This is a genomic window from Pseudomonas sp. DF5, from assembly GCF_058148225.1.
The window spans coordinates 39,352-57,914 of the sequence record NZ_JBYVYM010000021.1 but is presented as its reverse complement, the minus strand read 5'-3'; the positions used below and the strand labels follow the sequence as shown (position 1 = coordinate 57,914).

The following is an 18,563-nucleotide window of genomic DNA, read 5'->3' as shown; positions in this document are numbered from 1 at the left end:
TGATATTGGGGCAAAAAACCCATGATGAGGCACTGGCATGCAATTTGCTCCCTTGTGAGGCAGGTTGCCATGGCAGAGTATTCGCGCCGGCATCACCCACATTTAAGGGCATCCATTACTAGCCCTAAGCCACCCGGAGGACACTATGTCGAAGTCGGTTCAACTCATCAAAGATCATGACGTCAAGTGGATTGATCTGCGCTTCACGGACACCAAAGGCACTCAGCACCACGTGACCATGCCGGCTCGCGATGCGCTGGATGAAGCTTTCTTCGAAGAAGGCAAAATGTTCGACGGTTCCTCCATCGCTGGCTGGAAAGGCATTGAAGCTTCCGACATGATCCTGATGCCGGACGACACCACTGCCGTTCTCGACCCGTTCACCGAAGAGCCGACCCTGATCCTGGTTTGCGACGTGATCGAGCCTTCGACCATGCAAGGCTACGACCGTGACCCACGTGCGATCGCCAAGCGTGCCGAGGAATACCTGAAGTCGACCGGTATCGGTGACACCGTATTTGTGGGTCCAGAGCCTGAATTCTTCATCTTCGACGAAGTGAAGTTCAAGTCCGACATCTCCGGTTCCATGTTCAAGATCTACTCCGAACAAGGCTCGTGGATGTCCGACCAGGACGTGGAAGGCGGCAACAAAGGCCACCGTCCAGGCGTCAAAGGCGGCTACTTCCCGGTTCCGCCGTTCGACCACGACCACGAAATCCGTACCTCCATGTGCAACGCCATGGAAGAAATGGGCCTGACCATCGAAGTTCACCACCACGAAGTGGCGACTGCCGGTCAGAACGAAATCGGCGTGAAGTTCAACACCCTGGTTGCCAAGGCTGACGAAGTTCAGACCCTGAAATACTGCGTACACAACGTAGCTGACGCATACGGCCGCACCGCGACCTTCATGCCTAAGCCTCTGTACGGCGACAACGGTTCGGGTATGCACGTTCACCTGTCCATCGCCAAAGATGGCAAGAACACCTTCGCTGGCGAAGGCTATGCCGGCCTGTCCGATACCGCCCTGTACTTCATCGGCGGCATCATCAAGCACGGCAAGGCTCTGAACGGCTTCACCAACCCGTCGACCAACTCCTACAAGCGTCTGGTCCCAGGTTTCGAAGCTCCAGTGATGCTGGCCTACTCGGCTCGCAACCGTTCCGCTTCGATCCGTATTCCTTACGTGTCCAGCCCTCGCGCTCGCCGTATCGAAGCCCGCTTCCCGGATCCAGCAGCCAACCCATACCTGGGCTTCGCTGCACTGTTGATGGCTGGCCTGGACGGCATCCAGAACAAGATCCACCCTGGCGATGCAGCTGACAAAAACCTGTACGACCTGCCGCCTGAAGAGGCGAAAGAGATCCCACAAGTTTGCGGCAGCCTGAAAGAAGCCCTGGAAGAGCTGGACAAAGGTCGTGCGTTCCTGACCAAAGGCGGCGTTTTCAGCGACGACTTCATCGACGCTTACATCGCTCTGAAAAGCGAAGAAGAAATCAAGGTTCGTACCTTCGTACACCCACTGGAATATGAGCTGTACTACAGCTGCTGATCCGGTAGCGCCGCCTCACGCGGCGCGACAAAAGAGAGGCCTCCTTCAGGAGGCCTTTTTTGTGGGCGAACGTCTGTCATCGGATGCCCGGTTGCGTGCATCATGCCTTCCATCCGATAAAGCCGAGATCCCCCATGCATCTACGCCCATGCATTGCCTTGTTCACTGCCTTGCTGGCCAACAGCGCTTTTGCCAGCCCGGCACCTGCCGCCCTCGCCCCGCTACTAGGCACCATCGAGGAGCGCCTGGCGATTGCCGATCAAGTCGCGTTGAGCAAATGGGACAGCGGCAAACCCGTCGAGGACCGTCAGCGCGAGCGTGAGGTAATTGCTGGTGCCGTTGCCCTGGCACCTGCTTATAAATTGAGCAACGAAGCCGTCGAACAGTTCTTCTCGGCGCAGATCGAGGCCAACAAACTGGTGCAATACGCGCATTTGTCTGACTGGCATGCGCAAGGCAAGGCTCCCGACACCCCTCGCCCCGACCTCGTCGGGCAGATCCGCCCGCAACTTGATCAGTTACAAAAACGCCTGCTGCAACAACTGGCTGATTTCAGCCCTTATCGCAACGACCCGCAGTGCCCATCCTGGCTGGCCAAGGCCAATAAAACCGGCGCCCAAGTGTCTCTGCGCGAGCTCGCCAAGGTACGCGCCAGCGCTGAGTTGTGCAGCGTCAGCCGCTGAGCCGGCCTGCCGACATGCGCTGATGTGCTCTATGCTCAGCGCTTAGTCGCCACGAACGGAACAGGGCCGGACACTTGCCCACCGGCCAATGGAAGCCTGCAATGCGCTCATTGTTGTTATGCCTGCTCGTACTGATCGCCCTGCCCGTCGCCGCGCAGATCTACAAGTACACCGACGCCAACGGCAACACCGCCTACAGCAATCAGCCGCCCGATGGCGTTAATGCTCGACCGGTGGAATTGCCACCGCTCAACAGCGTCGAGCGCCAGTCGCCAAGCGAGCCGGTCGCGCCGGCCCAAGCCAGTAGCCGCGACCAGCCCGGCAGCGCCTATCAAGTGCTGGAGCTGACCGGCCTGCCCACCGAAGAAGCCTTGCGCGCCAACAACGGCACGTTCACCGTTGGCGTATTGATCAATCCGCGCCTGCAAGGCGCTCACCGATTGAGGCTGTTACTGGACGATCAACCCTACGGCCAGCCGAGCAATGTCCCTACCCTGCAATTGGTGAATATTGACCGCGGCGAACACCGCATCGCGGTTCAGGTCATCGACGGGCAAAAGGTCGTGCAACAAAGCCCCACCGTGACCTTCACTGTGCAACGGGTACACAAGCCTTGAGGGCCTGGTTGTTGATCGCCTGCCTGGTCTGCCTGCCGACAATGGCCGAAGTTTTCACCTACGTCGATGCCCAGGGTAATCGGGTTTTCACCGATCAGCCGGGCACTCGCAACGCCAAGCGTGTGCCATTGGCGACAAGCAATCGAATGTCGGCTAACCCGAGTGGCGCGCCCATGACGGCAGCGAAAGAAATCAAAGCCAAACCACTGTTTCATTACGACATGCTCCGGGTGCTGGTGCCGGAACCGGATGCCACGATCCGTAGCAGTGCCGGTGAAATGATCGTCAGCGTTACCAGCGAACCCGGCCTGCAACAGGGTCATCGTTACCGTTTGCTGCTGGACGGCCAGCCCACCGCCGAGCCCGGCCCCAGCCCGGTGTTCGCCCTGAGCAATATCGACCGCGGCAGTCACAACCTGTCGGTGGAAATCCTCGACGAACAGGGTCGCACCGTCGAACGCACCGCCAATCAACCGTTCCACATGCTGCGCATTTCCCTGGCACAAAAACGCCAGGTCAAACCCTGCACCCTCACCGACTACGGCCAACGGCCGGAATGCCCCCTCAAAGACAAGCCTGAAGAAGAAAAAAGCGCCTTCTTGCCCTTCTTCTAACTTCGTTCAGGTTTGCGCACTATATTGGTGCAAACATCTGCACCATACCCACATCTCAACCCATTTTGGTTCGAAAGTACCCGAAAAAACTGGCAGAACGCCATGCAAACGAGCGTAAAACGCCCGTTTCAGGCTCTAAACGCTTCTTTTCGGAGCCTTGGTTTGGTTTTTGCATTTTCCTCGCATCAGCGCTTGTTCCTTTCGCGCGCCCTGCTCCAAAAGAGGTCCTGATGACCATTAGCGACGCACTACACCGCTTGCTACTCGACAACCTGACCACCGCCACCATCCTGCTCGACGCCGAACTGCGCCTCGAGTACATGAACCCGGCGGCGGAAATGCTGCTGGCCATCAGTGGCCAGCGTAGCCATGGGCAGTTCATCAGTGAGTTGTTCACCGAATCCACCGAAGCGCTGAACTCCCTGCGCCAGGCAGTCGAGCAGGCGCACCCGTTCACCAAGCGCGAAGCGATGCTCACCGCCCTCACCGGCCAGACCCTGACCGTCGACTACGCCGTAACGCCGATCCTGAGCAATGGCGACACGATGCTGCTGCTGGAGGTTCATCCTCGTGACCGCTTGCTGCGGATCACCAAGGAAGAGGCACAGCTATCAAAGCAGGAAACCAGCAAAATGCTGGTGCGCGGCCTCGCCCATGAGATCAAGAACCCGTTGGGCGGAATTCGTGGCGCAGCTCAGTTGCTCGCCCGTGAGTTGCCGGAAGAGAGTCTGCGTGATTACACCAACGTCATCATTGAAGAGGCCGATCGCCTGCGCAATCTGGTGGATCGCATGCTCGGCTCTAACAAGCTGCCGTCGCTAGCCATGTGCAACGTCCACGAAGTGCTCGAGCGCGTTTGTCAGTTGGTGGAGGCCGAAAGTCAGGGCTGCATCACTTTGGTGCGCGACTACGACCCAAGCATTCCAGACGTTTTGATCGATCGCGAACAGATGATTCAAGCCGTGCTGAACATCGTGCGCAACGCGATGCAGGCCATCAGCAGCCAGAACGAGCTGCGCCTTGGCCGCATCAGTTTGCGTACCCGCGCCATGCGCCAGTTCACCATCGGCCACGTGCGCCATCGCCTGGTGACCAAGATCGAAATCATCGACAACGGCCCGGGGATCCCCGCCGAACTGCAGGAAACCATCTTCTTCCCCATGGTCAGCGGCCGCCCGGACGGTACCGGGCTGGGCCTGGCCATTACCCAGAACATCATCAGCCAGCACCAGGGCCTGATCGAATGTGACAGCCATCCAGGCCACACCACGTTCTCGATCTTTCTGCCACTGGAACAAGGAGCCACATCGACATGAGCCGTAGTGAAACCGTGTGGATCGTCGATGACGACCGTTCTATCCGTTGGGTCCTGGAAAAAGCCTTGCAACAGGAAGGCATGACCACGCAAAGCTTCGACAGCGCCGATGGCGTGATGAGCCGCCTGGCACGCCAGCAGCCGGACGTGATCATCTCCGACATTCGCATGCCGGGTGCCAGTGGCCTGGACCTTCTGGCGCGGATTCGCGAACAACACCCACGGCTGCCGGTCATCATCATGACCGCCCACTCCGACCTGGACAGCGCTGTCGCGTCCTATCAGGGCGGCGCGTTCGAATACCTGCCCAAGCCGTTCGATGTCGACGAAGCCGTTTCCCTGGTCAAGCGCGCCAATCAGCACGCTCAGGAACAACAAGGACTGGAAGTCGTCCCGACATTGACCCGCACCCCGGAAATCATTGGCGAAGCGCCGGCGATGCAGGAAGTGTTTCGCGCCATCGGGCGCTTGAGTCACTCCAACATCACCGTGCTGATCAACGGCGAATCCGGTACCGGTAAAGAACTGGTAGCCCACGCCCTGCACCGTCACAGCCCACGGGCGGCCTCGCCGTTCATTGCGCTGAACATGGCGGCGATTCCCAAGGATCTGATGGAGTCCGAGCTGTTCGGCCACGAAAAAGGCGCTTTTACCGGCGCGGCCAACCTGCGTCGCGGGCGCTTCGAACAGGCCGACGGCGGCACCCTGTTCCTCGATGAAATCGGCGACATGCCGGCGGACACCCAGACGCGCTTGCTGCGGGTACTGGCGGACGGCGAGTTTTACCGCGTCGGCGGTCATGTGCCGGTGAAGGTCGATGTACGCATCATCGCCGCGACTCACCAGAATCTGGAAACCCTGGTGCACGCCGGAAAATTCCGTGAGGACTTGTTCCACCGCCTCAACGTGATCCGCATCCACATTCCACGGCTGTCGGACCGTCGCGAAGACATCCCGACCCTGGCCAAGCACTTCCTCAGCCGCGCCGCGCAAGAACTGGCGGTGGAGCCGAAGCTGCTGAAAAGCGAAACCGAGGAATACCTGAAAAACCTGCCATGGCCGGGCAACGTGCGTCAGCTGGAGAACACCTGCCGCTGGATCACCGTGATGGCTTCGGGTCGCGAAGTGCATATCAGCGACCTGCCGCCAGAGCTGCTGAGCCTGCCGCAGGACTCGGCACCGGTGACCAACTGGGAGCAGGCGCTGCGCCAGTGGGCCGACCAGGCTTTGGCACGCGGCCAATCGAGCCTGCTCGACAGCGCCGTGCCGGCCTTCGAGCGGATCATGATCGAAACCGCCCTCAAACACACCGCCGGCCGCCGCCGCGATGCTGCCGTACTGCTGGGCTGGGGACGTAATACCTTGACGCGCAAGATCAAGGAATTGGGAATGAAGGTTGATGGTGGGGATGATGATGAGGGTGAAGAGGGCTAAACAGCCTTTAGTTCTTCATTGACCGCCAGATCCAATCGCGGGCAAGCCCGCTCCCACAGGATTTTCAGTGGTTTCACCATCGCGTGAACACCGTTGAACCTTGTGGGAGCGGGCTTGCCCGCGATGCTTTTGGGGCCACCGTGCACCGCAGCAATGCACCGTGAACCGCAATCGCGCACAACAACCCGTCCCAAATCCCGTGCTCATCTGCAGAAAAAACCATACCGAAAAAACACAAAAGCCCCGGAATACGGGGCTTTCAGCACTATTCAGCGACTTTCCGCTTCAACTTTTCAAAAACTGGCACGCCCCCTGCAATAGTCCAATCAGTGATTCGATTCACTACCCAGTTTCGGGGACCTTGGTACAGGCAGGCCGGGGATTCCCCTCTTTACACCGGGCTCACACCGCAACAGCGACGAGCCCTCCCGTTTTGGGGTCCTTGGTACAGGCAGGCCGGGGATTCCCTCTTTACACCGGGCTCACGACGCAAAGCGCGAGCCCTCCCGTTTTGGGAACCTTGGTACAGGCAGGCCGGGGATTCCCTCTTTTATTGCTCTCGGAGATGGATCTCCAGCCGCCAGCGGTCATCGACCTCGCTACCGGCCCACTCGCCCTGCAGTGGCCGGGCCGCCACCACCGTCAGCAACAATCCCCCATCACTCAAACGCGTTCGCCAGTTCACGTCCTTGCCGTTGAGCTTGAGCTGACCTTTCTGTGCACGGCCTTCAGCCTCGAACAACAACGCAACACTGCCGTCGACCAACTCGCCGTGGGTTTTGGGTTCGTGGTTGAACCACACCAGCAGCCCATCATTGGTCACCTCGACCTGCTGCAAAATGCTGGGGTCGGGCGCAGTCAGACGACCGATCATCAGGCCGACCATCACCCCGACAATCGCCAGCGAAGCCATCACCCGCGGGAATAGTTTCGAACGGGCATCCGCTTGCGGCGTAGAATGCTGCTCATCTTTACCTTCGGAGCCGTGCATGTTTCACGTCATCCTTTTCCAACCAGAAATTCCGCCGAATACCGGCAACGTTATCAGGCTGTGCGCCAACAGTGGCTGCCACCTGCATTTGATCGAACCGCTGGGCTTCGAGATGGACGACAAGCGTCTGCGCCGGGCGGGCCTCGATTATCATGAGTATGCCACCCTGCAACGCCACGCAGACCTCGCCAGCTGTCTGGAAAGCCTCGGTCATCCTCGGCTGTTCGCCTTCACCACCAAAGGTTCGCGACCGTTCCATGATGTCAGCTTCGCCGAAGGCGATGCCTTCCTGTTCGGCCCGGAAAGCCGTGGCTTGCCAGCCGAAGTGCTCGACGCCCTGCCCGGCGAACAACGCCTGCGCCTGCCCATGCGCGAAGGCTGTCGCAGCCTGAACCTGTCCAACACCGTGGCCATCGCGGTGTACGAAGCCTGGCGTCAACTCGGTTTTAAATAACACCCCATAACAAATGTGGGAGCGGGCTTGCTCGCGAAGGGGTCATCAGCTTCAACATCAATGTTGACTGACACACCGCCTTCGCGAGCAAGCCCGCTCCCACATAGGACTTGCGTTGACGCACAGACCGCTTATTGAACGGTTGGAGTCTCGCCAGCCGCCTGCATGCGTTGCAGCTCTTGTGCGTACAGCGCGTCGAAGTTCACCGGGGCCAGCATCAGGGCCGGGAACGAACCGCGAGTCACCAGGCTGTCCAGGGTTTCGCGAGCGTACGGGAACAGGATGTTCGGGCAGAACGCGCCCAGGGTGTGGCTCATCGACGCCGCGTCCAGGTTCTTGATCAGGAAGATCCCGGCCTGTTGCACTTCGGCGATGAACGCCACCTCTTCACCGTTTTTCACGGTGACCGACAGGGTCAGCACCACTTCGTGGAAATCGCCTTCCAGCGCCTTCTGACGGGTGTTCAGATCCAGACCGACGCTCGGCTCCCACTGCTGGCGGAAGATCGCCGGGCTTTTCGGGGCTTCGAAGGACAAGTCACGTACGTAGATGCGCTGCAAGGAGAATTGCGGTGCGTTTTCTTCTTCGCTAGCTGCAGTGTTCTGTTGGTCAGTCATCTCAGATCCTTTCTGATCTCGGGTCTTATAGGGTTAGCTATTTCTAAGTAACGCAGTCAGGCCTTGAGCATGGCGTCGAGCTTGCCGGCGCGCTCCAGGGCAAACAAATCATCACAGCCGCCAACGTGGGTGCTGCCGATCCAGATCTGCGGCACGGACGTACGCCCGGCCTTCTGAGCCATCGCGGCACGCACCTGCGGCTTGCCATCGACCTTGATCTCTTCGAAGGCTACGCCTTTGTTCTCGAGCAGGTATTTGGCTCGCGAGCAATAAGGGCAGTAATCGCTGGAATAGACGACGACGTTGTTCATATCACTTCACCAGTGGCAGATTGTCGGCTTTCCAGCTGGAAATACCGCCAGACAGCTTGGCAGCGGTGAAACCGGCCTTCACCAGTTCACGGGCATGCGTGCCGGCAGTCTGGCCCATGGCGTCGACCAGGATAATGGTCTTGGCCTTGTGCTTTTCCAGTTCGCCAACGCGTGCGGTCAGTTTGTCTTGAGGGATGTTCAACGCGCCAACGATGTGACCGGCGGCGAAATCCTTGGTCGGACGAATGTCGACCACCACGCCTGCGTCCTTGTTGACCAGGCCGGTCAGTTCACCGGTGCTCAGGCTGCGGCCGCCGCCTTGCATCTGATAGGCCAATAGCAGGGCCGCCAGTACAACGAAGATACCCACGAGAATGTAGTGGTTGGTGGCGAATTGAATCAGGTGATCAACCATCGAAGGAGGTTCCAGGGCGTTAAAATGTCGGCCAGTATACACAGCCACTATGGTGGGCCAAACCCCGTCTGGCGGTGACGGCGCCGGAACTTCGCTTTAAACTGCCACTCCCTTTTCCATCGCCCTCTATTAACTCAGCCACGAGTGGAATCCATGACTACCACGCCTAAACCTTTGGTCCTGATTATTCTCGACGGCTTCGGTCACAGTGAGAGCCCTGAATCCAACGCCATCTATGCGGCGAAGAAGCCCGTACTGGACCGCCTGTGGGCCACCGCGCCCAACGGCCTGATCTCGGGCAGCGGCATGGACGTCGGCTTGCCGGACGGCCAGATGGGCAACTCTGAAGTTGGCCACATGAACCTCGGCGCCGGCCGGGTGGTGTATCAGGACTTTACCCGAGTGACCAAAGCGATCCGCGACGGCGAGTTCTTCGAGAACCCGACCATCTGCGCCGCGGTGGATAAAGCCGTTGCTGCCGGCAAAGCCGTGCACTTCATGGGGCTGCTGTCCGATGGCGGCGTTCACAGCCACCAGGACCACCTGATCGCCATGGCTGAGCTGGCCTTCAAGCGCGGCGCCGAAAAAATCTACCTGCACGCCTTCCTCGATGGCCGCGACACACCGCCGAAAAGCGCCCAGTCGTCGATCGAGTTGCTGGATGCGACCTTCCAGGCCCTCGGTAAAGGCCGGATCGCCAGCATCATTGGCCGTTATTACGCCATGGACCGCGACAACCGCTGGGATCGTGTGTCCCAGGCCTACAACCTGATTGTCGATGGCGCCAGCGAATTCAACGCCGCCACCGCTCAGGAAGGCCTGCAAGCCGCGTACGAACGTGGTGAGAGCGACGAATTCGTCAAAGCCACCAGCATCGGTGAGCCGGTGAAGGTCGAAGACGGCGACGCCGTGGTCTTCATGAACTTCCGCGCCGACCGTGCTCGCGAACTGACCCGCGTGTTCGTCGAAGACGATTTCAAGGAATTTGAACGTGCTCGCCAGCCAAAACTGGCAGGTTTCGTGATGCTGACCCAATACGCCGCCAGCATCCCCGCACCCTCGGCTTTCGCTGCGGGCAGCCTGGAAAACGTACTGGGCGATTACCTGGCGAAAAACGGCAAGACGCAGCTGCGCATTGCCGAAACCGAGAAGTATGCCCACGTGACCTTCTTCTTCTCCGGCGGCCGCGAAGAACCGTTCCCGGGCGAAGAACGCATCCTGATCCCGTCGCCGAAAGTCGCCACCTATGACTTGCAGCCCGAGATGAGCGCCCCGGAAGTCACCGACCGCATCGTCGATGCCATTGAAAACCAGCGTTACGACGTGATCGTGGTCAACTACGCCAACGGCGACATGGTCGGTCACAGTGGCGTATTCGAGGCGGCGGTGAAAGCTGTGGAATGCCTGGACACCTGCGTCGGCCGTATCGTCACGGCGCTGGAAAAAGTCGGCGGCGAAGCCCTGATTACCGCCGACCACGGCAACGTCGAGCAAATGTCCGACGCCACCACCGGCCAGGCCCACACGGCCCACACCACCGAGCCGGTGCCGTTCATCTATGTCGGCAAGCGTGACTTGAAGGTTCGCGAAGGCGGCGTGCTGGCCGACGTGGCACCGACCATGCTGAAGTTGTTGGGGCTTGAGAAGCCAGTAGAAATGACCGGAACTTCGATTCTGGTGTAATCCGCTTCTTCAAAAACACCGCCAAACCCTGTGGGAGCGGGCTTGCCCGCGATAGCGATCTGACAGCCAACCGCTATGTAGAATGTCAGGACGTCATCGCGGGCAAGCCCGCTCCCACATTGGTTTTCAGTGTTTTTCACTCCAGTTATCACACAGCCCCAATTGGGCGTTTTTTTTGCAGCGTGGGGCGGGCATACTAGGCCCGTCCCTTTCCCTGGTGTCGCCCGCCTCTATGCTTCGCGTCCTGATAGCCCTCGCTCTGACATGCCTGCTCCAACCGGCCTTTGCCGACGAGCGTACGCAAACCCAACAACAGTTGGACGCCACGCGTCAGGACATTGCCGAGCTGAAAAAACTGCTGGGCAAGCTCCAAGAAGAAAAATCCGGGGTGCAGAAAGACCTCAAGGGCACCGAAACCGAGATGGGCAAGCTCGAGAAGCAGGTAGAGGCACTGCAAAAAGAGCTGAAGAAAAGCGAATCCGAGCTGCAGCGACTCGATGCCGAGAAAAAAAAACTCCAGAGCGCGCGCATTGAACAGCAACGACTGATCGCCATCCAGGCCCGCGCGGCCTATCAGAATGGCCGCCAGGAGTACCTGAAACTGCTGCTCAACCAGCAGAACCCGGAAAAATTCGCCCGCACCCTCACCTATTACGACTACCTGAGCCAGGCCCGCCTGGAGCAGTTGAAGAATTTCAACGAGACCCTGCGCCAACTGGCCAATGTCGAAAAAGACATCGCCATGCAGCAAGCGCAATTGCTGGTGCAGAAAAGCAGCCTCGACAGCCAGCGCGACGAACTCGACAAGGTCCGCAAAGAGCGCCAGCAAGTCCTGGCCAAGCTCAATGACGACGTGAAGGCTCGAGACCAGAAACTGGCCGCCCGCGAGCAGGATCAGGCGGACCTGTCTAAAGTCCTTAAAACCATTGAAGAAACCCTGGCCCGTCAGGCCCGTGAGGCAGAAGAAGCGCGACAAAAAGCGCTGATCGCCCAGCAGGAAGCCGAAAAAAAGCGGTTACGTGAGGCTCAGGCTGAAGCAGACGCCAGCGACGCCCCACGCAAACCCGCCAAATCGACGCCCGGCGCTCTGGTTTCAAGTTCAGGCGAGACCTTTGGCGGTCCTTTTGCCTCCACTCGCGGCAAACTTCCATGGCCGGTTGATGGTCGACTGCTGGCGCGCTTCGGTGAAACCCGTGGCGACGATGCCCGCACCAAGTGGGACGGCGTGATGATCAGCGCCTCCGCCGGCAGCCAGGTGCATGCCGTTCACGGCGGTCGCGTGGTGTTTGCCGACTGGCTGCGTGGTGCCGGGCTGCTGGTGATTCTCGATCACGGCAACGGTTTTTTGAGTCTTTACGGTCACAACCAGACGCTGCTCAAGTCTGCGGGTGACGTGGTAAAAGCCGGTGAGTCCATCTCCACTGTCGGTAACAGTGGCGGGCAGGACACACCAGCGCTGTATTTCGCTATTCGTCAGCAGGGTCACCCGAGTGACCCGGCGCAATGGTGCCGCGCGCAAGGATAGGCGTTGAGTCACCTACATTAGGAGTTCGTTCGACATGCTGCATTTGTCCCGCCTTACCTCGCTGGCCCTGACGATCGCCCTGGTGATCGGCGCGCCTCTGGCGTTCGCCGCTCAGCCGGCCCCGGCGGTCGCGCCTGCCGGCACCGCTGCGACCACCAAGGCGCCATTGCCGCTGGACGAGTTGCGCACCTTTGCCGAAGTCATGGATCGGATCAAGGCAGCCTATGTAGAACCGGTAGACGACAAGACCCTGCTGGAAAACGCCATCAAAGGCATGCTCAGCAACCTTGACCCGCACTCCGCCTACCTGGGCCCGGAAGACTTCACTGAGTTGCAGGAAAGCACCAGCGGCGAATTCGGCGGCCTGGGCATCGAAGTCGGCGCGGAAGACGGTTTCATCAAAGTGGTTTCGCCCATCGATGACACCCCGGCCTCCAAGGCTGGCATCCAGGCTGGCGACTTCATCGTCAAGATCAACGGCCAGCCGACTCGCGGCCAGAGCATGACCGAAGCCGTGGACAAGATGCGCGGCAAGATCGGCCAGAAGATCACCCTGACCCTGGTGCGCGACGGCGGCACCCCGTTCGACGTGACCCTGGTCCGCGCCACCATCCAGGTGAAAAGCGTCAAGAGCCAGCTGCTGGAATCCGGCTACGGCTACATCCGCATCACCCAATTCCAGGTCAAGACCGGCGAAGAGGTCTCCAAGGCCTTGGCCAAGCTGCGCAAGGACAATGGCAAGAAGCTCAGCGGCATCGTCCTCGACCTGCGTAACAACCCGGGTGGCGTGCTGCAATCGGCGGTGGAAGTGGTCGACCACTTCATCACCAAAGGCCTGATCGTCTACACCAAGGGCCGCATTGCCAACTCCGAACTGCGCTTCTCCGCCACCGGCAAAGACGAAAGCGAAGCCGTGCCAATGGTCGTGCTGATCAACGGCGGCAGCGCCTCGGCCTCGGAAATTGTCGCCGGCGCCCTGCAGGATCAGAAACGCGCGGTGGTCATGGGCACCACCAGTTTCGGCAAAGGCTCGGTCCAGACCGTGTTGCCGCTGAACAACGACCGCGCCCTGAAAATCACCACGGCGCTGTACTACACGCCGAACGGCCGCTCGATCCAGGCTCAGGGCATCGTCCCGGACATCGAAGTGCGCAAGGCCAAGATCACCAACGAGCAGGACGGCGATTACTTCAAGGAAGCCGATCTGCAAGGTCACTTGGGCAATGGCAACGGCGGCGCCGACAAACCGACAGGTTCCGGCGGCAAAGCCAAAGCCATGCCGCAGGATGACGATTACCAGTTGGCCCAGGCCCTGAGCCTGCTCAAAGGACTGAGCATTACCCGCGGCCACTAAGATGCGCCTGCGGTTACTACTCGGCCTGCTGTGCAGTCTGGCGGGAGTTGCTCACGCGGCGCCCGCCACGGCAGCGGCTACACCTCACAAGGCTTATCTGAGCCTGATCATCGATGACCTGGGGCAGAACCTGCCCCGGGATCGCCGCGTGCTGGCCCTGCCCGGCCCGGTCACCACGGCGATCATGCCCGACACACCCCACGCCACCGAGTTCGCCCGCCAAGCCCATCGTGCCGGCAAGACTGTCATCTTGCATATGCCCATGGACCCGGCAACCGGGCCATTCGCCTGGCACCCCGAGCTACCCCTCGAAGAACTCGAGAAGCGCCTGAACGCGGCGTTCACGGTGGTGCCATACGCAGCTGGCATCAACAACCATATGGGCAGCCGCATGACCGCTCAACAACCGGCCATGGCCTGGTTGATGGCGGACTTGCAGCGTCGGCACAAGTTCTTCGTCGACAGCCGCACCAGTGCGCAAACGGTGGCCGCCGCCGAGGCGCAGAAGATTGGCTTGGCGAGTGTTTCGCGGGATGTGTTTCTGGATGACGAGCCCACCGAAGCGGCGATCTTCACGCAGCTACAGACGGCGATCAGCCTGGCACGCAAGCAGGGCTCGGCAGTGATGATCGGGCATCCGTATCCGCAGACACTGGCGGTGCTGGAGCGCGAACTGCCCAAGCTCAAGGCGCAGGGAATTGACTGGATCGACATCAAATTGATGATCAGCGTACGCGGCAATCGCGCGACAGCCGCGCATGGCAAGGATGGCGTCTATCGCTAACTTGCCGTACCTCAGAACCAATGTGGGAGCGGGCTCGCTCGCTAATGCAGTGTGTCAGGCAACATTAATGTCGCTTGATACACCCTCTTCGCGAGCAAGCCCACTCCCACAGTGATTTGCGTAAGGTACAAGGTTCGGTATTCGGGTTTAGAGATACCGCGCCATGATGTCGTCCACTACGCCTTCCTTGCGCAACTGATCCAGCGCAGCCTGCAGCTTGGCCACGGTTTCATCCGGCACGTCCTTGTTCAGCGCCAGGTATAGCTCGGCGCTATTGAAGCGCAGCACGGTCTTGAGCCCGGTTACTCCGTCCTGCCGCGCCAGGTAACGCCCGGCCGGATCGCCAGTGGCCCACAGGTCAATCTGACCGTTAACCAGTTTCTTCGCGTTGTCCTGATCGCGCAGCACCACAATCGGCTTCAGCCCTTGCTTGGCCAGTGTCTCGGCAATCGCATCGCCCTTGTAAGCGCCGATTTTGTATTTACGCGCCTGCTCCAGCGACTCGAGGGTGATCTTGCTATCGGCCTTGGCCAGCATGATCCAGTCATCCGGGCCGATCGGGCCGACCCACTTGAAGAGATTCTCACGGTCCGGCAACCGCGCCATCACGAACACACCATAACCGGGTTGTTCCAGGGCGAGTTTGTAGATTCGCTCCCAAGGGAAACGCAGCGTCAGGCTGTAGGGGACATTGGCGCGCTTGAACATCTCGCGGACGATGTCCACGGCGATGCCGTTGATGTTCTCGTCCTGGGCGAAGTTCTTGCCGTTCTTCGCCATGTTGTATGGCGGGAAGTTTTCCGTCAGCAGCACCAGGCCGGTGTCGGGACTTTCTTCGGCATGAACTCCGTTGATAAACAACAGTGAAGCACTGGCGAGAACAAGAAGAAGTCGTTTCAGCATGTCGGGCTACCGGAATCCATGGCGTGGCCCAAGAGTGCCTTGAGCCCGCCATGCTGTCCACTGGCCTGTATGTTTAACGCATCACGATGCCGCGATGAGCCATGTAGGCCTTGGCTTCCTGCACGGTGTATTCGCCGAAGTGGAAAATACTTGCCGCCAATACCGCACTGGCGTGGCCTTCGAGAATACCGTCAGCCAAATGCTGCAGGTTGCCGACGCCACCTGAGGCGATCACCGGAATCCCCAGCGCATCACTGATAGCGCGGGTGACGCCCAGGTCGAAACCGTTTTTCATGCCGTCCTGGTCCATGCTGGTCAGCAGGATTTCACCGGCACCGAGGCCTTCCATCTTCTTCGCCCACTCAACGGCGTCGAGGCCGGTTGGCTTGCGACCACCGTGGGTGAAGATTTCCCAGCGCGGGGGTTCGCCCGGGCCGGAAACTTTCTTGGCGTCGATCGCGACGACAATGCACTGCGAGCCGAAATGCTGCGCCGCTTCGCCGACGAATTCCGGGTTGAACACTGCAGCGGTGTTGATCGAGACCTTGTCCGCGCCGGCATTCAACAGGTTACGGATGTCTTGCACGGTGCGCACGCCGCCGCCCACGGTCAGCGGGATGAACACCTGGCTGGCCATGCGTTCGACGGTGTGCAGCGTGGTGTCGCGGCCGTCGACGCTGGCAGTGATGTCGAGAAAGGTAATCTCGTCAGCACCCTGCTCGTCGTAGCGACGGGCGATTTCCACCGGGTCGCCGGCGTCGCGAATGTTCTCGAACTTGACGCCCTTGACCACCCGGCCGTTATCCACGTCCAGGCAAGGGATGATGCGTTTGGCCAGCGCCATGGTGAGTCCTCAGCCTTTGTACGAATCGCAGAAAGCTTGCGCTTCAGCGACATCGAGGGTGCCTTCGTAGATCGCCCGGCCGGTGATGGCGCCGATGATGCCTGGTGCCTTGGCGTCGAGCAGCGACTTGATGTCACCCAGATTGTGGATACCGCCGGATGCAATGACCGGGATCTTCGTCGCGGCAGCCAGAGCAGCGGTGTAAGAGACGTTGCAGCCCTGCATCATGCCGTCTTTGGCGATGTCGGTATAAACGATCGCGGACACGCCGTCGGCTTCGAATTGCCTGGCCAGGTCGATGACCTGCACGGTGCTGATTTCAGCCCAGCCGTCGGTGGCGACAAAACCGTCTTTGGCATCGAGGCCGACAATCACCTTGCCTGGGAACGCGCGGCAGGCTTCGGCGACGAAGGCCGGATCTTTCACGGCCTTGGTGCCGATGATCACGTAGCTCACACCCGCTTTCACGTAGTGTTCGATGGTTTCCAGGGAACGGATACCGCCGCCGATCTGAATCGGCAGGTTCGGGTAGCGCTTGGCGATGGCGGTGACCACTTCGCCGTTGACCGGCTGGCCTTCGAACGCACCGTTCAGGTCGACCAGATGCAGACGACGGCAACCGCCCTCCACCCACTTGGCAGCCATGCTCACCGGGTCATCGGAGAACACTGTGGAATCTTCCATGCGGCCCTGGCGCAGACGAACACAGGCACCGTCTTTGAGATCGATAGCGGGAATAATCAGCATCTGGCAAACCTTCAAATTCGAGTGTTCAGCTTCGCTCGGAAATCAGTTTTTCTCGAGCGCCCACAGGTCGCTTTCGATGCTTTCGAACCTCTCTTTGAGGTGCGTCTGCACATCGAAAATCGCCCTGTTGTAATAGTGCGGAGCAATTTCGCGGGTAAACAGCTCAAGGATTTCAGCCGCTTCGAACGAACCCAGGTCCAGTTCGAAACGGTCTTCCATGAAGCGCTTGATCTTGTGATTGGCCTCGCTCTCCTGCTCGGGAGTGAGGGTCAGGATCGGCGGCTTCTTCTTGACGGCCATTTACCAGCGGCCATCCCACGCGGCGAAGTTCTGCAGCAATTGCAGGCCGTGGGTATGGCTCTTCTCCGGGTGAAACTGCACGGCGAAACGCGAGCCATCGGCCAGCGCAGCAGCGAAATCGACCCCGTAGTGACCGCTACCGACCACCTGCCGCGCATTGGCGGCAGCGATGTAGTAGCTGTGCACAAAGTAGAAACGCGCCAGGTCCGGAATGTTGTGCCACAACGGGTGAGTCACCGTCTGCTTCACTTCGTTCCAGCCCATGTGCGGCACTTTCAAATGTTCGCCGTCTTCGTGCAGATCCTTGCCGAAAAACTTCACCTGGCCCGGAAACAGACCGATGCAGCCGACGCCGTCGTTCTCTTCGCTGTGGTCAAGCAAGGCTTGCATGCCGACACAGATGCCGAGGAATGGACGATCCTGGCTGACTTCACGCACCAGCGTGTCGAAACCCAGACGACGGATCTCCGCCATGCAATCGCGAATTGCGCCGACCCCAGGGAATACCACCCGGTCGGCTTCGCGAATCACGTCGGCATCGCTGGTGATCAGGACCTTGCCGGCACCGACGTGCTCGAGGGCCTTGGCCACCGAGTGCAGGTTGCCCATGCCGTAATCGATAACCGCGACCGTCTGCATTACAGAACGCCTTTGGTCGAAGGCATTTGCCCGGCCATGCGGTCATCCAGCTCCACAGCCATGCGCAACGCGCGGCCGAAAGCCTTGAACACAGTCTCGATCTGGTGGTGGGTGTTGTGCCCACGCAGATTGTCGATGTGCAGGGTGACGTTGGCGTGGTTGACGAAGCCCTGGAAAAACTCCTGGAACAGGTCAACGTCGAAGCCGCCGACGGTAGCGCGGGTATACGGAACATGCATCTGCAGGCCAGGACGGCCGGAGAAATCGATCACCACACGCGACAGCGCTTCATCGAGCGGCACGTAGGCGTGGCCGTAGCGACGGATGCCTTTCTTGTCGCCGATGGCTTTGGTGAAGGCCTGACCCAGGGTGATACCGACGTCTTCCACCGTATGGTGGTCGTCGATATGCAGGTCGCCCTTGCTGACAATATCCAGGTCGATCAGCCCGTGACGGGCGATCTGGTCCAGCATGTGCTCAAGAAAAGGCACACCGATATCAAATCGGGCCTTTCCGGTGCCATCCAGGTTGATCGAGGCTTTGATCTGGGTTTCCAGAGTGTCGCGCTCGACAGACGCCATACGTTCGGCCATCACCAGCTCCGCAAAAAATCATTGGGGCGAAAAAGGCAGCCATTATAGGGTCGCGGGCGCTAAACAGAAACACGGGAGGTGATATCACTGACGGAGTGAACCCCGTGTTGTCGGGGATAGACATGTCCGTACAAGCAGGTGAACACAAAGTTTGTGTCCATGGAGATCAATGTGGGAGCGGGCTTGCT

21 protein-coding genes are annotated in these 18,563 nt (G+C 59.7%); 11 read left to right on the top strand and 10 right to left on the bottom strand.

Going from position 1 to position 18,563, the window contains the following annotated elements; all coding sequences use genetic code 11:
* Nucleotides 1–145: 145 nt before the first annotated feature.
* From glnA to ntrC, 6 genes are all read left to right on the top strand, one after another.
* Nucleotides 146–1,552 carry a glutamate--ammonia ligase gene (gene glnA / locus AC30D7_RS19455; RefSeq protein ID WP_018929197.1) on the top strand — a complete coding sequence of 469 codons (1,407 nt, stop codon included), beginning with the start codon at nucleotides 146–148 and terminating at the stop codon, nucleotides 1,550–1,552.
* 134 nt (nucleotides 1,553–1,686) lie between these two features.
* A complete protein-coding gene (locus tag AC30D7_RS19450) occupies nucleotides 1,687–2,235 on the top strand; it encodes a chorismate mutase (RefSeq protein ID WP_490135144.1) in 549 nt (182 codons plus the stop codon).
* A gap of 101 nt (nucleotides 2,236–2,336) precedes the next feature.
* On the top strand, nucleotides 2,337–2,852 hold the full coding sequence (locus AC30D7_RS19445) for a DUF4124 domain-containing protein (protein WP_490135143.1): 516 nt from the start codon (nucleotides 2,337–2,339) through the stop codon (nucleotides 2,850–2,852).
* On the top strand, nucleotides 2,849–3,466 hold the full coding sequence (locus tag AC30D7_RS19440; RefSeq protein WP_490135142.1) for a DUF4124 domain-containing protein: 618 nt from the start codon (nucleotides 2,849–2,851) through the stop codon (nucleotides 3,464–3,466). Before AC30D7_RS19445 ends, AC30D7_RS19440 begins: the two co-directional genes overlap by 4 nt.
* Before the next feature lie 230 nt (nucleotides 3,467–3,696).
* Nucleotides 3,697–4,782, top strand: a complete 1,086-nt coding sequence (glnL, locus tag AC30D7_RS19435) for a nitrogen regulation protein NR(II) (protein ID WP_018929201.1) — start codon at nucleotides 3,697–3,699, stop codon at nucleotides 4,780–4,782.
* Nucleotides 4,779–6,215 carry a nitrogen regulation protein NR(I) gene (ntrC, locus tag AC30D7_RS19430; RefSeq protein WP_490135141.1) on the top strand — a complete coding sequence of 479 codons (1,437 nt, stop codon included), beginning with the start codon at nucleotides 4,779–4,781 and terminating at the stop codon, nucleotides 6,213–6,215. The genes glnL and ntrC overlap by 4 nt, the downstream gene beginning before the upstream one ends.
* 550 nt (nucleotides 6,216–6,765) lie before the next feature.
* Here ntrC and AC30D7_RS19425 read toward each other — a convergent pair.
* Nucleotides 6,766–7,206, bottom strand: a complete 441-nt coding sequence (locus AC30D7_RS19425) for a hypothetical protein (RefSeq protein ID WP_490135140.1) — start codon at nucleotides 7,204–7,206, stop codon at nucleotides 6,766–6,768.
* Here AC30D7_RS19425 and trmL point away from each other — a divergent pair.
* Nucleotides 7,205–7,660, top strand: a complete 456-nt coding sequence (gene trmL / locus AC30D7_RS19420) for a tRNA (uridine(34)/cytosine(34)/5-carboxymethylaminomethyluridine(34)-2'-O)-methyltransferase TrmL (protein WP_490135139.1) — start codon at nucleotides 7,205–7,207, stop codon at nucleotides 7,658–7,660. The two genes, AC30D7_RS19425 and trmL, sit on opposite strands and share 2 nt — an antisense overlap.
* 131 nt (nucleotides 7,661–7,791) lie before the next feature.
* Here trmL and secB read toward each other — a convergent pair whose 3' ends face one another.
* From secB to AC30D7_RS19405, 3 genes are read right to left on the bottom strand one after another with little or no spacing between them, the layout of a single operon-like run.
* On the bottom strand, nucleotides 7,792–8,277 hold the full coding sequence (gene secB, locus AC30D7_RS19415; protein WP_007939439.1) for a protein-export chaperone SecB: 486 nt from the start codon (nucleotides 8,275–8,277) through the stop codon (nucleotides 7,792–7,794).
* Nucleotides 8,278–8,333: 56 nt separating this feature from the next.
* On the bottom strand, nucleotides 8,334–8,588 hold the full coding sequence (gene grxC / locus AC30D7_RS19410) for a glutaredoxin 3 (RefSeq protein WP_007939440.1): 255 nt from the start codon (nucleotides 8,586–8,588) through the stop codon (nucleotides 8,334–8,336).
* A gap of 1 nt (nucleotide 8,589) precedes the next feature.
* Nucleotides 8,590–9,003 carry a rhodanese-like domain-containing protein gene (locus AC30D7_RS19405; RefSeq protein WP_018929205.1) on the bottom strand — a complete coding sequence of 138 codons (414 nt, stop codon included), beginning with the start codon at nucleotides 9,001–9,003 and terminating at the stop codon, nucleotides 8,590–8,592.
* Between the two features lie 153 nt (nucleotides 9,004–9,156).
* Here AC30D7_RS19405 and gpmI point away from each other — a divergent pair, with 153 nt between their 5' ends.
* The 4 genes from gpmI to AC30D7_RS19385 all read left to right on the top strand — a co-directional run bounded on the left by gpmI (nucleotide 9,157) and on the right by AC30D7_RS19385 (nucleotide 14,349).
* Entirely contained in the window at nucleotides 9,157–10,686 is a 1,530-nt protein-coding gene (gene gpmI, locus AC30D7_RS19400; protein ID WP_490135138.1) for a 2,3-bisphosphoglycerate-independent phosphoglycerate mutase, read from the top strand.
* A 232-nt stretch (nucleotides 10,687–10,918) separates the two neighbouring features.
* Nucleotides 10,919–12,211, top strand: coding sequence for a murein hydrolase activator EnvC family protein (locus tag AC30D7_RS19395; protein WP_490135137.1), 1,293 nt, complete (start codon nucleotides 10,919–10,921; stop codon nucleotides 12,209–12,211).
* Nucleotides 12,212–12,245: 34 nt separating this feature from the next.
* Complete coding sequence (locus AC30D7_RS19390) at nucleotides 12,246–13,565, top strand: S41 family peptidase (RefSeq protein WP_028939599.1); 1,320 nt, start codon at nucleotides 12,246–12,248, stop codon at nucleotides 13,563–13,565.
* A gap of 1 nt (nucleotide 13,566) precedes the next feature.
* On the top strand, nucleotides 13,567–14,349 hold the full coding sequence (locus AC30D7_RS19385) for a divergent polysaccharide deacetylase family protein (protein WP_490135136.1): 783 nt from the start codon (nucleotides 13,567–13,569) through the stop codon (nucleotides 14,347–14,349).
* A gap of 147 nt (nucleotides 14,350–14,496) precedes the next feature.
* Here AC30D7_RS19385 and AC30D7_RS19380 read toward each other — a convergent pair whose 3' ends face one another.
* The 6 genes from AC30D7_RS19380 to hisB all read right to left on the bottom strand — a co-directional run bounded on the left by AC30D7_RS19380 (nucleotide 14,497) and on the right by hisB (nucleotide 18,375).
* Nucleotides 14,497–15,252 carry a substrate-binding periplasmic protein gene (locus AC30D7_RS19380; RefSeq protein ID WP_490135135.1) on the bottom strand — a complete coding sequence of 252 codons (756 nt, stop codon included), beginning with the start codon at nucleotides 15,250–15,252 and terminating at the stop codon, nucleotides 14,497–14,499.
* 73 nt (nucleotides 15,253–15,325) lie between these two features.
* Nucleotides 15,326–16,096: an imidazole glycerol phosphate synthase subunit HisF gene (hisF, locus tag AC30D7_RS19375; protein WP_018929212.1), complete on the bottom strand. Its 771-nt coding sequence runs from the start codon at nucleotides 16,094–16,096 to the stop codon at nucleotides 15,326–15,328.
* A 9-nt stretch (nucleotides 16,097–16,105) separates the two neighbouring features.
* Complete coding sequence (gene hisA, locus AC30D7_RS19370; protein ID WP_007939449.1) at nucleotides 16,106–16,843, bottom strand: 1-(5-phosphoribosyl)-5-[(5-phosphoribosylamino)methylideneamino]imidazole-4-carboxamide isomerase; 738 nt, start codon at nucleotides 16,841–16,843, stop codon at nucleotides 16,106–16,108.
* A gap of 42 nt (nucleotides 16,844–16,885) precedes the next feature.
* Nucleotides 16,886–17,143, bottom strand: a complete 258-nt coding sequence (locus tag AC30D7_RS19365) for a DUF2164 domain-containing protein (protein WP_008005317.1) — start codon at nucleotides 17,141–17,143, stop codon at nucleotides 16,886–16,888.
* Nucleotides 17,144–17,782, bottom strand: coding sequence for an imidazole glycerol phosphate synthase subunit HisH (hisH, locus tag AC30D7_RS19360; protein WP_490135134.1), 639 nt, complete (start codon nucleotides 17,780–17,782; stop codon nucleotides 17,144–17,146). It lies immediately after the preceding gene.
* Complete coding sequence (hisB, locus tag AC30D7_RS19355) at nucleotides 17,782–18,375, bottom strand: imidazoleglycerol-phosphate dehydratase HisB (RefSeq protein ID WP_007939452.1); 594 nt, start codon at nucleotides 18,373–18,375, stop codon at nucleotides 17,782–17,784. The genes hisH and hisB overlap by 1 nt, the downstream gene beginning before the upstream one ends.
* Nucleotides 18,376–18,563: the final 188 nt, after the last annotated feature.

Bases quoted from the DNA above. Each gene is read 5' to 3' on its own strand.
- AC30D7_RS19395 (WP_490135137.1), top strand. From the start codon at position 10,919: ATGCTTCGCGTCCTGATAGCCCTCGCTCTGACATGCCTGCTCCAACCG.
- AC30D7_RS19390 (WP_028939599.1), top strand. From the start codon at position 12,246: ATGCTGCATTTGTCCCGCCTTACCTCGCTGGCCCTGACGATCGCCCTG.
- glnL (WP_018929201.1), top strand. From the start codon at position 3,697: ATGACCATTAGCGACGCACTACACCGCTTGCTACTCGACAACCTGACC.
- AC30D7_RS19425 (WP_490135140.1), bottom strand. From the start codon at position 7,206: ATGCACGGCTCCGAAGGTAAAGATGAGCAGCATTCTACGCCGCAAGCG.
- glnA (WP_018929197.1), top strand. From the start codon at position 146: ATGTCGAAGTCGGTTCAACTCATCAAAGATCATGACGTCAAGTGGATT.
- AC30D7_RS19450 (WP_490135144.1), top strand. From the start codon at position 1,687: ATGCATCTACGCCCATGCATTGCCTTGTTCACTGCCTTGCTGGCCAAC.
- secB (WP_007939439.1), bottom strand. From the start codon at position 8,277: ATGACTGACCAACAGAACACTGCAGCTAGCGAAGAAGAAAACGCACCG.
- hisH (WP_490135134.1), bottom strand. From the start codon at position 17,782: ATGCAGACGGTCGCGGTTATCGATTACGGCATGGGCAACCTGCACTCG.
- trmL (WP_490135139.1), top strand. From the start codon at position 7,205: ATGTTTCACGTCATCCTTTTCCAACCAGAAATTCCGCCGAATACCGGC.
- gpmI (WP_490135138.1), top strand. From the start codon at position 9,157: ATGACTACCACGCCTAAACCTTTGGTCCTGATTATTCTCGACGGCTTC.
- grxC (WP_007939440.1), bottom strand. From the start codon at position 8,588: ATGAACAACGTCGTCGTCTATTCCAGCGATTACTGCCCTTATTGCTCG.
- hisB (WP_007939452.1), bottom strand. From the start codon at position 18,375: ATGGCCGAACGTATGGCGTCTGTCGAGCGCGACACTCTGGAAACCCAG.
- hisF (WP_018929212.1), bottom strand. From the start codon at position 16,096: ATGGCGCTGGCCAAACGCATCATCCCTTGCCTGGACGTGGATAACGGC.
- AC30D7_RS19365 (WP_008005317.1), bottom strand. From the start codon at position 17,143: ATGGCCGTCAAGAAGAAGCCGCCGATCCTGACCCTCACTCCCGAGCAG.
- AC30D7_RS19385 (WP_490135136.1), top strand. From the start codon at position 13,567: ATGCGCCTGCGGTTACTACTCGGCCTGCTGTGCAGTCTGGCGGGAGTT.
- AC30D7_RS19405 (WP_018929205.1), bottom strand. From the start codon at position 9,003: ATGGTTGATCACCTGATTCAATTCGCCACCAACCACTACATTCTCGTG.
- AC30D7_RS19380 (WP_490135135.1), bottom strand. From the start codon at position 15,252: ATGCTGAAACGACTTCTTCTTGTTCTCGCCAGTGCTTCACTGTTGTTT.
- ntrC (WP_490135141.1), top strand. From the start codon at position 4,779: ATGAGCCGTAGTGAAACCGTGTGGATCGTCGATGACGACCGTTCTATC.
- hisA (WP_007939449.1), bottom strand. From the start codon at position 16,843: ATGCTGATTATTCCCGCTATCGATCTCAAAGACGGTGCCTGTGTTCGT.
- AC30D7_RS19445 (WP_490135143.1), top strand. From the start codon at position 2,337: ATGCGCTCATTGTTGTTATGCCTGCTCGTACTGATCGCCCTGCCCGTC.